Annotated in this window: 12 protein-coding genes; 1 reads left to right on the top strand and 11 read right to left on the bottom strand. The window is 53.7% G+C overall.

Annotated elements, in window-relative coordinates:
* Window positions 1–25: 25 nt before the first annotated feature.
* The 5 genes from ACJJID_RS00990 to aceE form a co-directional block, all read right to left on the bottom strand.
* Window positions 26–313, bottom strand: a complete 288-nt coding sequence (locus ACJJID_RS00990) for a hypothetical protein (RefSeq protein ID WP_444921095.1) — start codon at window positions 311–313, stop codon at window positions 26–28.
* On the bottom strand, window positions 303–590 hold the full coding sequence (locus tag ACJJID_RS00985) for a hypothetical protein (protein WP_152451599.1): 288 nt from the start codon (window positions 588–590) through the stop codon (window positions 303–305). Before ACJJID_RS00985 ends, ACJJID_RS00990 begins: the two co-directional genes overlap by 11 nt.
* Before the next feature lie 84 nt (window positions 591–674).
* Window positions 675–944 (bottom strand): hypothetical protein, encoded by a 270-nt coding sequence (locus ACJJID_RS00980; RefSeq protein WP_444921094.1) that lies wholly within the window; start codon window positions 942–944, stop codon window positions 675–677.
* Window positions 945–1,297: 353 nt separating this feature from the next.
* Window positions 1,298–2,950 carry a dihydrolipoyllysine-residue acetyltransferase gene (gene aceF, locus ACJJID_RS00975; RefSeq protein WP_444921093.1) on the bottom strand — a complete coding sequence of 551 codons (1,653 nt, stop codon included), beginning with the start codon at window positions 2,948–2,950 and terminating at the stop codon, window positions 1,298–1,300.
* A gap of 17 nt (window positions 2,951–2,967) precedes the next feature.
* Window positions 2,968–5,637 (bottom strand): pyruvate dehydrogenase (acetyl-transferring), homodimeric type, encoded by a 2,670-nt coding sequence (aceE, locus tag ACJJID_RS00970; RefSeq protein WP_444921092.1) that lies wholly within the window; start codon window positions 5,635–5,637, stop codon window positions 2,968–2,970.
* On the opposite strand from aceE, the gene ACJJID_RS00965 reads away from it, so the two are divergent.
* A complete protein-coding gene (locus ACJJID_RS00965; protein ID WP_152451591.1) occupies window positions 5,632–5,853 on the top strand; it encodes a hypothetical protein in 222 nt (73 codons plus the stop codon). The two genes, aceE and ACJJID_RS00965, sit on opposite strands and share 6 nt — an antisense overlap.
* Before the next feature lie 231 nt (window positions 5,854–6,084).
* Here the strand turns inward: ACJJID_RS00965 and ACJJID_RS00960 are convergent, their stop codons facing one another.
* The 6 genes from ACJJID_RS00960 to ACJJID_RS00935 all read right to left on the bottom strand — a co-directional run bounded on the left by ACJJID_RS00960 (window position 6,085) and on the right by ACJJID_RS00935 (window position 14,646).
* Window positions 6,085–6,663 (bottom strand): class GN sortase, encoded by a 579-nt coding sequence (locus ACJJID_RS00960; RefSeq protein WP_444921091.1) that lies wholly within the window; start codon window positions 6,661–6,663, stop codon window positions 6,085–6,087.
* Window positions 6,660–9,044: a marine proteobacterial sortase target protein gene (locus ACJJID_RS00955; protein WP_444921090.1), complete on the bottom strand. Its 2,385-nt coding sequence runs from the start codon at window positions 9,042–9,044 to the stop codon at window positions 6,660–6,662. The genes ACJJID_RS00960 and ACJJID_RS00955 overlap by 4 nt, the downstream gene beginning before the upstream one ends.
* Window positions 9,045–9,651: 607 nt before the next feature.
* The gene (locus tag ACJJID_RS00950; protein ID WP_444921089.1) at window positions 9,652–11,694 is read right to left on the bottom strand and encodes a hypothetical protein; all 2,043 of its coding nucleotides are present in this window, start codon (window positions 11,692–11,694) and stop codon (window positions 9,652–9,654) included.
* 355 nt (window positions 11,695–12,049) lie between these two features.
* Window positions 12,050–13,153 (bottom strand): phosphoribosylaminoimidazolesuccinocarboxamide synthase, encoded by a 1,104-nt coding sequence (locus tag ACJJID_RS00945; RefSeq protein ID WP_444921088.1) that lies wholly within the window; start codon window positions 13,151–13,153, stop codon window positions 12,050–12,052.
* 108 nt (window positions 13,154–13,261) lie between these two features.
* Complete coding sequence (locus ACJJID_RS00940; RefSeq protein WP_152456093.1) at window positions 13,262–14,347, bottom strand: AI-2E family transporter; 1,086 nt, start codon at window positions 14,345–14,347, stop codon at window positions 13,262–13,264.
* A gap of 20 nt (window positions 14,348–14,367) precedes the next feature.
* Window positions 14,368–14,646: a sulfurtransferase TusA family protein gene (locus ACJJID_RS00935; RefSeq protein ID WP_152451585.1), complete on the bottom strand. Its 279-nt coding sequence runs from the start codon at window positions 14,644–14,646 to the stop codon at window positions 14,368–14,370.
* Window positions 14,647–14,707 lie beyond the last annotated feature (61 nt).

Raw genomic sequence — 14,707 nt, 5'->3', positions numbered from 1 at the left:
CAACTATTTCTGCAGATTCTCTCAATCAGTAATAGCTATAACTCAACTCAAAGGGTGAATAAGGCCCGGCGCACCAATCACCGGTATCCAGCTGGTAACAGTGGACACCCTCAGCAATACAATTGGCCAGCTCGCCCATATAGGGATCACAGGCTAGACAAAAGCGCGGAAAAGCCGTTATTTCATCGGGCGGAACCGGGCTGCGCTTATAAGTGTAATAAATTGCAGTGCCATTCAGGTCCTGCCAAAAACCATCGGCACAGCCGCTGAGCAGCTGCACCACGATCAAAGACTGTAAAACTTTACTCTTCATAAGAGATACAACGCCTTCCACCGGAAATATCGAAACAACGGGCACTCGCTGGACAAATCGAGCCGGGCGCTAACTCCTCTGAGTCCCCTGGGCAACTGGAATAACTGGATTTACGGGTTGCAGGTGCGGGTTGAGAGGGGTAGGCGCGGTACTCCATATGGCGGGGTATCGGCGCACTGTTTGGATAGACCACCTGATTGCGTGTATCTGGTGTACCGCAGGCTGAGAGCAGCAGGCCAGCGGATAAAACAGAAATAACGAGGGGGCGTTTTTGCATAGACATGCCTCCGTATCGGCACCACGCGAAGCCTGCTTCGCGTACTTCGGTAAATGATCGGACGGAGCAGCCACAGCTCGGTATTTAATACACTCGCAAGACCGGGAAGAACCAAGTGTTGGAGTCGTACATCGAGTTTATACAATGCTCCTCGCACTCGTCATGAGCCGGCAAAGCCTGAGCAGTGGACGAAACAATCGTACCGGCTTCGACAAAACCGCTTTCCTGCCCGCTAGCCTGAACCTCGAAGAAGAACGGGTCTTCACCCTCCACTTCTTCAGCGGGTAAGAATAAGCAACCCTGCAACGCCAGTGCCGCCACTAGCGGCAGAGCAAATTTCCTTAAAGGCCCCATGATCCGACACTCCACTTTCAGTGTTGCGCTGATAGCTGTCTTTAAAAAAGTCTAGCCGGCGAGGAATCCCCAGCCAGTTGGCGCCGTGTCATTTATGCGCGCATTTCATCTTTAAGAAGTTTTATACGCCAAATTAAGCACAATCTACTGCAGTACACTTAAGAGCGATCATTTAGGAGCGGTCATTTTTATAGTGTCCTTCTCTTTCGAGCACTGATGCGTAAGTTCTAATTCGCTCAAAGAAAGGAGTGTTTTAGCAGATTCTTCGCTGCCGTCCTGAGGCAGATGAGAGGCACCAATAAAAAAGCGGCCCATGGCCGCTTTTTTAATCGAGTTTTGACTGTGGCTGGTTATTACAGCAAAAGTCGGCGTACATCCGCCAGCACGCTCACCAGGTAAGTCATAAAGCGTCCGGCATCACCGCCATTGACCGCGCGGTGATCGTAAGAGAGCGCCAGTGGCAACATCTGGCGAGGTTCAAAGTCCTTGCCGTTCCACACCGGCTTCACCGCCAGCTTGGAGACACCGAGGATACCCACTTCCGGCGAATTGACGATCGGGGTAAACCCGGTACCCCCGATAGCTCCCAGGCTGGAGATGGTAAAGCAAGCACCCTGCATCTCATTGGGTTTCAGCTTGCCGTCACGGGCTTTCAGGGCCATCTCAGTGGCCTCGGCCGCCAGCTCATACAAACCTTTTTTATCCACATCGCGGATCACCGGCACCATCAGACCTTTGGGGGTATCCACTGCCATGCCCACATGCACGTAGTCCTTGCGCACAATGTGCTCGCCGTCATTGTGTAGGGACACATTGAAGCTGGGCTCTGCACGCAGGGCTGCGGCTACCGCTTTCAACAGGAAGGGCACTGGAGTGAGCTTCACACCGCGCTTTTCCGCCTCGACTTTCATGGACTTGCGGAAGTCCTCCAGCTCGGTGATATCCGCATCGTCAAACTGGGTGACGTGGGGCACATTGAGCCAGTTACGGGACATATTAGCCGCGGTGATCTTGTGGATCTTGCTCATCGGCTCCACATTCACCGGACCAAACTGGCTGAAGTCGATATCCGGCATCTTGGCGATACCGATTGCACCACCGACGCCAACCGCACCGCTCTCGGCCTTTTTCACCTGCTCACGGATGTAGTTGTGCAGATCATCCTTGGAAACCCGGTTGCGCGGACCGGTGGGCTTTACCTTGTTCAAAGTAACACCCAACTCCCGCGCCAGTTTGCGCACAGCGGGGCCCGCATAAACCTGGGCGGCAGCGGTGAGATTACGCTCCAACTGGTAGTCTCTCTGCGGAACCGCAGGTGGCTCCGCCGGAGTAGATTCCTGCTGCGGCGCGCTCTGCTCAGCAGGCGCTGCCGGTGCTTCTGCAGAAGCCTCTTCAGAAGTCGCAACTTTTTCGCCGCCTTCGGCAACCACTTTCAACACACCGAGGGTATCGCCAGTAGAGACCTTATCGCCCTCTTTGACGGCGATGGAAACCACAGTACCGGCGCTTGGAGAGGGGACATCCATGGAGGCTTTATCGCCTTCCACTACGATCAGTGAATCGCCCTCTTCGACGGTATCGCCGGGCTGTACACTGATCTCGATCACATCCACCGCTTCGGCACCGCCCAGATCGGGAATCTGGATCGTTTCCTCTTTGGGCTCAGCACTCGCTGCAGCCGCAGGAGCTTCGGCTTTCGGCTCTGAAGCCGGTGCAGCCTCTTCCTGGGCGGGAGCCTCGGCGGGCTCTTCTGCCGGCGCCTCCGCCGCATCGGTTTCGATCTCCCCAATCACATCGCCTTCAGAGACCTTATCGCCCTCTTTCACGCTGATGCTGAGGATTTTACCGGCCACCGGGGCCGGGACATCCATGGAGGCCTTGTCGCCTTCCACCACAATCAGAGAGTCTTCTTGCGCGACGGTGTCACCGACGGCAACGGTAATTTCAATCACATCGACCTGATCGGCACCGCCGAGATCAGGCACTTTAATGACTTGTTTTGCCATAGGGGTTCTGCCTTCTCTTAGCTGATGCGTGGGTTAACTTTTTCGGCGTCGATATTGAGCTTCACGATCGCTTCGGAAACTTCTTTCGCATCAATCACACCCTGCTTGGCCAGCCCGTTCAGAGCAGCGATGACCACATAGTTGCGATCCACCTCGAAGAAGCGGCGCAACTGCTCGCGGCTGTCACTGCGGCCAAAGCCATCGGTGCCCAAGGTGGTTAGATCACCGTCGATAAATTCACGCAGCGGCTCCACATAGGAACGGATGTAGTCGGTAGAGGCAATCACCGGGGACGTATTGCCTTCAAACTGTTCGGTGATCCAGGCTTTGCGCGGCTCGGCTTCTGGATGCAGCATATTCCAGCGCGCCACATCCTGGCCTTCACGGGCTGCTTCCACAGCGGAGGTGAGGCTCCAAACGTCGGAAGTCACGCCAAACTGGTCGGCGAGAATATCCGCCGCAGCCAGCACCTCGCGTAAAATAGTGCCGCCGCCGATCAGCTGTACATGTTTCTTGGCCGCTTTGCCCTTGGCGCCCTTCTTAACATTGGACTGCAGCTTGTAGATACCGCGAATAATGCCCTCTTCGACGCCCTGGGGCATTTCCGGCTGCAGGTAGTTTTCGTTCTCGATGGTGATGTAATAGAAGACATTCTTCTGCTCTTCGTACATCTCCTCAAGGCCGCGTTGCATCACCACTGCCAGTTCATAACCGTAGGCCGGGTCATAGCTGCGGCAATTGGGGATCGTGGAGGAGAGCACATGGCTGTGACCATCCTGGTGCTGTAAGCCCTCACCGTTCAGGGTGGTACGACCAGCAGTGGCGCCAACCAGGAAGCCACGCGCCTGCATATCACCAGCGGCCCAGGCCAGATCGCCGATACGCTGGAAGCCAAACATGGAGTAGTAGATATAGAAAGGCACCATCGCCACGCCGTGGTTGCTGTAGGCGGTGGCTAACGCCATCCAGGTGGACATGGCACCCGCTTCGTTGATGCCCTCTTCCAGTACCTGGCCCTTCTTGTCTTCCTTGTAATACATGATCTGGCCGTGATCCACCGGGGTGTAACGCTGCCCCTGGGAGGAGTAGATGCCCAACTGGCGGAACAGGCCCTCCATACCAAAGGTACGGGCCTCATCCGGAACGATCGGCGCAATGTATTTGCCGATATTCTTGTCTTTTACCAGCGCGGCGATAGCGCGCACAAATGCCATGGTGGTGGAAATTTCGCGCTCGCCGGAGCCCTTGGTCAGTGCGCTGAAGGCATCGAGACCGGGCACTTCCAATTTGGGGCACTCGGTGGGACGACGGGGAACCGGGCCACCCAGGGCCTTGCGGCGCTCCGCCATATATTTCATTTCCGGGCTGTCTGGAGATGGACGGTAGTAAGGCACTTCTTCCAGCTCTTTGTCCGTGAGCGGAATGGCAAAGCGATCGCGGAAGCGCTTGAGGGAATCCAGATCCAGCTTCTTCACGGAGTGGGTATCCATCGCCGCTTCACCGGCGGAGCCCAGGCCGTAGCCTTTAACCGTTTGCGCCAGGATTACGGTGGGCTGGCCTTTATGGGCCATGGCTGCCGCGTAAGCTGCGTAGACTTTATAGGGATCGTGGCCGCCGCGATTGAGCTTCATAATCTCGTCGTCGGACATATCCTTAACCAACTCCAACAACTCCGGGTATTTACCGAAGAAGTGTTCGCGGGTATAGGCGCCGCCGTTGGCCTTAAAGTTCTGCATCTCGCCATCGACGACTTCGTCCATGACTTTTTGCAGTAGCCCCTTGTCGTCTTTCTCCAGCAGCGGGTCCCACAGGCGGCCCCAGAGCACTTTGACGACGTTCCAACCGGCACCACGGAATACGCCTTCCAGCTCCTGCACGATTTTGCCATTACCACGCACCGGGCCATCCAGGCGCTGCAAGTTACAGTTAACCACGAACACCAGGTTTTCCAGTTGCTCGCGGCCGGCCAGGGAAATGGCGCCCAGAGTTTCCGGCTCATCACATTCGCCATCGCCGAGGAAAGCCCACACCTTGCGGTCACCGCGCGGGGATAAACCACGGGCCGACATGTAGCGCATAATATGCGCCTGATAAATCGCCTGTATCGGCCCCAGCCCCATGGAAACCGTGGGGAACTGCCAGTAATCCGGCATCAGCCAGGGGTGTGGATAAGAGGAGAGACCGTTGCCGTTCACTTCGCGGCGGAAGTTATCCAGCTGCTCCTCATCGAAGCGTCCCTCCAAATAAGAACGGGCATAAATACCCGGCGCACTGTGGCCCTGGAAGAAAATCAGGTCGCCGCGCTCTTCGCCTTCATTGCCGCGGAAGAAGTAGTTGAAGCCCACATCGTAGAGTGTGGCCGCAGAGGAGAAGCTGGAGATATGGCCGCCGAGGTGGTCGTTGTTCTGATTGGCGCGCACCACCATCGCCAGGGCATTCCAACGAATCAGGGAGCGGATACGGCGCTCCATAAATAAGTCGCCGGGCATACGTTTTTCCGCATTGGGCGGAATGGTATTGCGGTAAGGGGTAGTGATTGCCGCTGGCAGCTGCACGCCTACATCGGTAGCGCGATCAGACAGCTGCTTTAACAGGAAGGCGGCGCGCTCTTTGCCGCTATAGCGGATAACCGCCTGCAGCGCATCCAACCACTCCTGCGTTTCGAGGTTATCGGTATCTTCGTGCATCAAGTGCTCCTCGGCGAATTAGGCGACGTCGAGTCGGTCTATTTCTCAAAAATCGGTTCGCGGGCAAACTACAGCGCAGGCAAAAAAATGCTTCCTTTTTTTCAGGCTTCCGCCAATTCACCACCTTTGGTGGCGGAAATGCAATGCGTGAAATTTCACCCGATCGCAGCGGAGAGGGAAAGCGGCGCCGGTCTGTGCCGCGAGTGCTTAGTTTGACTGTAATTATCTTTTCCGGGGCCCACTCAGCGTGGCGGACAAAACACTATTCCCGGTGATTAGCGGAGGCGATTGTAGTATTACTACAAAAAATTTTCCAGATAGGGCGGTTAGTGACGAGCACAACAAAACGGCAAAACGATTATTTTTCATTTTGCCGCTTTGTCGGAATATTTTATGGAAAGTTTGAGAAAATGAACTACAAAATCGAGTCTCAAATAACGACTTCAGTCACAGCCGCACCAGCTCCCCGCCGGATTGGTATTCAGCGTAGACCAAGTAGCGCAGGGGACCACCCGCCGACAAAGCATCGAAGGGATAGCAGGTCACCAACAGCAGGCCGCGCTCCGCGAATACCGGCATACGTTCGCGTTCACTATTTACGATACGCAGCGCCGTTACCCGATAAGTGTGCCAGCGCCCGTCCTCACCCTGCAGGTAAATGGCGTTGCCGCGCTGTAAATGTTGCAGACCGGCAAAGTGTGTATCCCGGTGCGCGGCTATCACCGTGGTGCGAAAATCACCGGGCTTGCCGGAACCATCAAGCAGGCCGGGACCAAAGGCGAGGGATTCTCCACTGCCTCCCGCCAGCACTATAAAAGGACGCTGGCCCTGCAACTTGAGCTTGGCCACCGGCCGGGTATCCGCCCAGGGCCAGGGCTTTTGTGGCGCCCCGCCCTGCAATTGTTCCTCCCAGGCGCTGGTAATCAGCAGCTGGGCCAACTGAGCCTTGGCCAGCAGCCAGGAGGCGGAGCCCAAGTGCCAAAACCCCAGAACCAGACAAGTTGAGAAAAGCAGCAGCCGTATCACCGCGACGCACTCCCCAGCTGCGCTTCCAGGCCACTTTTGCCGCGGCGCAAGTCAGGTATAACTTTGCGCAGTTGGCGACGCAGCCCGGCCATTAGATGGCCGCGCATCCGGCGGCCACGGCGCAGCAATACGGCCAGGCTGAGCAGGCTCAAGGCAGAGAACAACTGTGCGTAAACACCAGTGGCCGTACTGGGGTAGGCCTGGCGCTGCAACACCTGCCCTCTAGGCACCATATTGGTGAGCGCACTCTGGGAGAGCTTTTCTTCGGGCTTGCGTATCCGCTCTTCTTCAACGGCGACAAAGCTGGTGTAGGGGCTGGCGAGTTGATGATCCAGGGCGAGCTGCAAAATCTGCTCACGCAGGGCTTGGCCCGCATCGCTCTCCTCGCCCAGCTGGGTCTGGCGGTCGCGCAGGGATTCCATTTTGCTGCGCGCCCACAAACTGCCGATGCCCTTGCTACTGGGAGCCCGCTCCAGCGTCAGCGCCAGGTTGCGCACAAACTGCTTACCGGCCATGCGCCCGCGCAACTGAATATCCCCCTGCAGCGACTCCCCTTCCACCCTGGCCACCAGCTGCAACGGCTCGCCGCGATAGAGATCGGGAATTCGTTTGGGATAGGCATCCGCCACCACACCTTCGGGCCAACTCAGCTGTAGGTTGGTGGCCATCGGATTTTCCAGCTTGGCGAATAAGGCCTGCATGCGTCCGCGCACTTCGGAAAGATCGCCAATAGTGACCGAGATACCGCGGCCAAACTGGGCGGCTTTACGCATAAAATGGCTGTTGGGCGCCGAACCAATGCCCACCGTAAATAAACGCGTATTACCCAGATGCTGATGGATTAGCTCGAACAGTGCCTGTTCGTTGCCCACCGCACCATCGGTGATAAATACCACCTGGTGTACCAGATTGTTGTTATCGGGCAACTGCTGGCCTAACGCCAGACGCAGCGCCGCAGCCATCTCGGTGCCCCCATCGGCATTTAAACGTTCCACTTCCCGGCGAGCGCGCTGAATATTCTCCGCACTCGCTGTCACTGGACGCGGGAAAAAAGCGCGCGCACTGTTATTAAATTCAATGACATTAAAACGGTCATTACCCTGCAGGCGCGAGAGCGCAAGTACCAGGCTCTCCTTGGCCTGGCGAATGGAGTTACCACCCATAGAACCAGAGGTATCGATGACATAGACCACTTCCCGTGGCAATCGCTGAGCCCGAGTGCCCTCATCCGGTGGCAGCAGCATCACCTGTAAATAGGTACCGGATTTTTTATCTGCACTTTCTTTGCCATCCGCCTGCACCCCGGCGACACGCTCACTAACATGCTCACTAAAGAGCGCCGCACGCGGCATGGCCGAGGGCTCCGGCTGCCAATTTAAAAGAAAATCCCGATTCATTTTTGCCGTGCCCTTGCGCAAACGAATGGAGTAGCGCTCTCCGGCTTTTTCATCGATAGCAATATCGTGATAGGGGCTGCCGATTTTCACCAGCGGCAAGCCGCCTTCCAGCTCCACTTCAATGGCAATATTATGACTGCCCACTGCCTCCAACTCTGCCGCCGGTTGCATCAATGGAGTAATCGCTGCGGCATCCGGTACCTGATCAGTGGGCAGCGCCCAGCCACTGCTCTGAGTGGCCAGCTCCAACTCGGTACCACCGAGGGCTTGCGGGGGAATGGGTTCACCGGGGATATAACGGGGAGTCAGAGTGGTTGGCAGCCGCAAAGAAAAAACACCACTGTCATAGGTTACCGGCTGCAGGTAGCGAATATTCACCTGCACCGTTTCTCCCGGTGCAATATTGGCTACTTTGTTGGTAAACAGGTTGGGACGCTGTTGCTCTAAGAGCGCCGCGCGCTTACCCGCCGCGCGCGCGGCCTTATAAATCTTTGCCGCCTGTTTGCGTTCGCGTACCTTGCCGACAATACGGCGCTCACCTAATTGAATCTCAAGGCCAGCCACTGCCGCCTGATCAGGCAATGGCAGTGCATAAATGGCCTCCTGCCAAACATCGCTGGTATTTTGAAAAGCCTGCTGCAATTGCACTTCCGCAACCAGGCCGCGCACCACCATTTTGACACTACTGTCCAGGTGCACGGCGGGCACATAGCGGCCCGGCTCTGCGCCGGTAAACAGTAAATCCCCCGATTGCACATCGTCCAGGGTAATCGGTTCAGAGGTAATATCAGCATTACTAGACGTAAGCTCCTGGGCACTGACCTCAGCTCCGATTGCCGCAATGACCACCGCCAATACCACTACAACAAATAACAACCAGCGCCCGGCACCACCGGTCTTCTGGCGGCGACGATAATATTCCTCCGTCGGCAACATCAGATCGTCTTTATGAAACCGCTGCCCAAACAACATCACCCTGTTCACTCACTTTTCTCCACTTTTTAATTGGATGCTAAAGTCATTAAACAGAGGGAAGTTGGCGAAAGGCGGCAGGAAATCGGACGGGAAAAGGGAGGAATTATGGCGAATTGTGGCAAAGACAAAAAAACCGGCAGAAGCGCCGTTTTATCTATCAAGACCGCACTGAAAATCACTACTCCTGCAAAGTTTTCCTGTCTACCTGAATCTTTAGTATTCGTGCTTACAAGAACAACAGTGAATAGCTCTGTATCCGTCCACAGAGCTTAATCAGAATTAACAACTATTCGTAAATATGCCCTCTCCGTTCAAAACCTCTATCTATGCCGAGAATAAATAGCAAAAGTCAGTGCTAGTATCCTGAACAGAGGTAAACATTGAGCCAGCTACCGTGCAAGCCAAGATGATATTGCCGAAGCTCTTGGTTTTAGAGTTCAATTTACACACACTGTAAGCAATTTCACTGTACATGCAGAGCAAGCTAAACAATAAGCTCGCCTCTACACCAGCCAGTTTGCCAAAACGCCTTCTTCAACCCACCATATCAACCCATCGGAATAAAAATCGCTTTTCACGCAAACAGGACGGGTTAATATCACAATGACTCAACCACTTAGCACTTTCCAGGCTGACAAATTTCAACATCCACGATATCCTGAGAATGCAATGGCAAATAAACAATGGTCGTTTTTCTACCGGCTGTATTTCTGAAGTTACCCCATTTGAAATCGTCGGTAGTTTGCCCATTAATTTTCACCGCAATATCTTTCTCACTCTGCCAGCCTTCCAACACAAACGCAGGATTGAATATCGGGTTAGACCCAGAGCCATTTAGCCTGAAAGTTAACAATTCTGTTGCATCAAAATAATACGCTCGCTGAGATTCATCATAGCCAAAGTCTGAAGAACCCTTAACATTGATGAGTGCAGGAGCCTGAAGCCAGGACTTAGCCAGTTTGACAACCTGCTCAGTTGACATATCGGACAATCCAGTGAGCAGCAGCCGGGTTTGTGAAAAATCATCCTGTTTGAACGGTGGATTAAAAGCCATATGGAATAGCGATGTATGGCTTGGGTAACGAGAATCCATGGCTCCACGACCAAATGCTCGAATCTGATTCACCGGCCAGTGGTCCCAGCGAACAAAATGATGTCCAGGATATTCTTCTTCAAAATCCACTTCAGAATATGGAATAATTTCCAGCGTGCTGCCGTGCTCCATAATGGTATAGGTATCAAAATCCGTATCTTTTAAATTAATACGGGCAATATTAGCCTGCAAAGGCAACTCAAAAGGCTCATTACCTCGGTCATTAATACCTCCATCGGCACCATCATAACTCTCCACCTGCCCCTCCATATTAGCGAGGACAAGCGTTTTATTAATTTCAATGTTATCCCAAGGGTCTCTGCCAGCACTATTAATAATCATCGCTTCATGATATTCAAACCCATTGGGAGCATCGCCATAGGTATTGGCCTGCTGACTGAATAGCGTATTTCGAGAGAGTACCGAACCATCGGGATAAAAGTAAAAAACAAACTCGGATGTTGAACCCCACCCATCCGGTGAATCATCTGTATCAATCAAGTTGTAACAAATACCGGTGGGATGATACCGCCACTGCACGACAACCCTTGCAGGGGTATTTTCAATGACACGTACATGGCTGTAGCGAGCCTGCTTGTCATTCATAGGCTCAGCACCACCGCTTTCGCACATTTCCGGCCAGCCCCAACTTTCATTAAATTCATTGCTGAACCATGCACCGTTTTCTGAAACCAGACTTGGGACAAAGCCCAGACCTCTCCAGAATACCCATTTGGTATCATTGCCATCGAAATTAACAACTACATCGGGATGGGCATGCACTTGCCAATTGTCACTCCACACACTCGACCTTGGCTGATATTCATCATCCGGGCCGACATCCCACGCTCCCACATACCCCAACTTGGTGTATAGCGCTCCAAAGCCTGAATCTGGTCCCTCAGGTAAAGCGTTAGCACTATAGAACTCGGCTACAGGCGGGATATAGGGGGACTGCTCAGTAGAAGACTGCGTGATTGAACCATTCGAATTTAAAGTCAAATGGTGAGTTAACTTACGTTCGTTATCATGATCATATATTTCCCGTAAAACCGTTCGATCAGGCCTCACCGTATAGTATTCATCGACCCAACCTGTCCACCCCGGCAGCATTGGATCAATATGGACATCAAACTTTGGGGCATAACGCCAGTGTATTACCACTTCACGTTGGGACTGACGAATAATCCGTACATGGGAGTGACGATTGAGTTTATCCCAGCGCAGCCCTGCTCCATCCCCTTGAGTGTCAAAAAGCTGCTCTACATAATTGACACCTTCGTCGGTGTGCCACCGTGGCAAATAGCTAGAGGCCCGCCAGAAGTAGAACCGTTCTTTGTCAGAAAAATGAACGACGATATCGGCAAACTCACTAACCATCTGATGGGCTTCCCAGGGCTCACCGGAATCCATTCTCGAGTAATAAGCATAAAATTCATCGCCTGTGTGACGAGTAGGTTTATCACCTTTTGAGGAGTCTGACCCAGTGGAACATGCAGCCACCATGAGAAGGATATAAAAAGGGAAAAGACACTTATATAAAAGGGTTGCCGCCATCACTTTCATTAATTTTAAATCTCTTCACTTGGCAAATATAAATTGCGTTTTAACTTTATATCTACCAAGTTTACACAGCGGGCAATAAGAAAAGTGAAAGATAAAATATATTTAATCTAAGGCCAACTCTGAGACAGCATAGATACCCCCCAAGGTTCAGACTCCAAGCCCAACTCTATAGAAGGCCTAGGTAATTGCAGTTACCACTTGAAACCAAGCCCAGTTAAAGCTAATAAAATTATTTTTACCGGAGAAATACTCTAGGGAAGAAATTACAGGCACTGACCCCAAACTGTAGAAGCTAGCAGGTAAACAGACACAAAAAAAACCGGCGCAAGCGCCGGCTTTTTTATTCAGGCCCAGATCAGTCGACCAGACCATAATCCTTACGCAACACTTCAAGCAGTTCCGCTTTAGGATTATCAGATATCTCAAGTTTCGTACCAATAATCTTCTCAGCAATACCTATATAAGTACTAGAGAGATCCATCAGCATAGATTCTGGCAGCTCGTTATCACGAGCCAGGGCCAGGCGCTCATCCATGCGATCTTTGTTCAATAGAATATCCGCATCAGGGAAGTAGCTGAGCAAAGCCTGGCGGAAACCCTCTTTGGATTTCTCTACAACCTTGCCCCCGCGATACTGTTCACCATCCCAAATGCGGGAGGAGTCCGGGGTACCCACTTCGTCCATATAGATCAGCTTTTCTTCGCCATTGGCATCGGTGACATAGCCGAATTCAAACTTGGTATCGACAAAGATCTGATCGAGCTTTTCCAGCTCGGCGGAAATCAAATCGAAACCCTCTTTCAGCAACTTCTCGTACAGGTCGATATCGCTCGCGCTGCGGAAGCCGAATGCCGGAAAATTGTCTTCGATATTCTTGCGGGTGACATTGACATCATCCGCTTCCGGCACGCCGGGGATGCCCTTGAGAATACCTTTGCTGGAGGGGGTAATCAGTAGCTCTGGCAGCTTTTGGTCTTTCTGCAGGCCATCGGGAATTTCAATGCCGCAAAACTCGCGCTCGCCCTTTAGATAAGAGCGCCACATGGAGCCGGTGATGTACTGGCGAGCGATCGCTTCGATCATCACCGGGCGCGCCTTCTGTACGATCCACACCAGCGGATGCGGGATATCCAGAATATGACTGTCGGCCAGGCCCTGCTCTTTAAACAACTTGAACCAGTGGTTAGAAATGGCGTTCAGTGCCGCACCCTTGCCGGGTACGCCGCGCATACCGCCTTCACCAGTCCAGATGCAGTCAAATGCGGAGATGCGATCGGAAATCACCATTACCGCGAGAGGGGTGTCCGGGGAAACCGGGTAGCTTTTTTCCTCAATCAGGCGGCGGCTATCTTCTTCGCTCAGCCAGTAAACAGAACGGACTTTGCCGCTGTGGACAGGCTTGTCGGTACGGATGGGCAGGTCATTATTGACCGCTAGAACTTTGTCAGCCAGGCTCATGGGCTCTCACCTATTTGAAGGGCCAAATAAAAGAAAGCGCGGCATTCTAGCAATGGCCCCGCGCCGATACAAAGAAAAGAAATCGACTAGCGAAAACGCGATCGGGCATCACTCCGATATACGCTTAGCTTCCCACTCGGCCTGGTGCTCGCTGGTGGGCCAGGCGGTCATAATGGCTTTGAGTAGAGTGGCCAGAGGGATCGCGAAGAAGACGCCCCAAAACCCCCAAATTCCCCCGAAAAATAATACCGCCAGGATAATTGCCACCGGGTGCAGGTTAACCGCCTCAGAGAACAGCAACGGCACCAGTACATTGCCATCGAGCAGCTGGATAATGCCGTAAGTTATGATCAGGTAGAAAAACTCGTTGCTCCAACCCCATTGGAACAGACCAATGGCCGCCACCGGGATAGTCACCACCGCCGCGCCGATATAGGGAATCAATACACTCAAGCCCACTGCTACCGCCAGCAGCAGGGCGTAATTGACTCCCAGTAACAGGAAGGCGGCATAGCTCACCGCAGCCACTATGCCGATCTCTACCACTTTGCCACGCACATAGTTGGCCACTTGGTCGTTCATCTCATGCCAGATCTGGTGCAGCATGGGACGCTGCTTTGGCAGGAAAGAGGTACACCAGCGGATCAGTTGGTCGGAGTCCTTCAAAAAGAAAAACACCAGGATCGGCACCACCACCACATAAATCAGCAGGCCGGCAAAAATCGGCAGGTTGGTGAGAGAGAAAGCCAGCAGGGTCTGCCCCATACCACCGAGCTCTTTGCCGAGGGTATTAAAAACCTCGTCGATCTGCGCCGCAGAAATCAGGCGTGGGTAGCGCTCCGGCAGCAGCAGCAACAGCTCCTGGCCGCGCTGCACCATATTCGGCAGCTCCGCGCCGAGGCGCACCAGCTGGCGCCAGATAATCGGTAACACCACAAATAGCAGGCCCACGATAGTGCCCACCAATACCAGGCAGGAAAGCGTTACCGCGAGCCAATGGGGCACCCGCCAGGACTTCAGCTTCTGCACCATGCCCTGCATCAGGAAGGCGATCACCAGGGCCGTGAGCACGGGCGCCAACACGCCTCCGAGCGTGGCCAGCACCACCAGCGCCACGGTGAGCAGCAGCACGAGCAACACCACTTCTTCCTGACTGAAGTAGCGGTTCACCCAGCCTTTAACAATCGACAACATAGACTCTCGGGATTGATTCTTCATTTGCCAGCGTACAGCCAATATAGAAAGGTGTTATCACGCCTTTCGGCGCGCAGCAGGGGCCTGCCGCTCAGTGAAGCAAAACTGTGAAAATCGCGCCAAGAGCCCTCATCCGTTGCCATAATACACAGCAGGGTTCCCGCCTCGTATTGATGCAGGGCTCTACGCATAGCCAATAGAGGCTGTGGGCACGGCAACTGGCGGGCATCCACCGTTACCGCCGCATGCCAGTCTGGCGCGATCTGTTCACTAGCGGTATCGGAGAGAAACTCGGCCATTGGCTACTCGGTCGCAAGCTTTGCAGGGCTGCGGATTATAACGCGTAATCTGCGCCAGAAA

Source organism: Microbulbifer sp. CnH-101-G, assembly GCF_052466775.1.
This window is presented reverse-complemented; position numbering and strand designations above follow the sequence as displayed.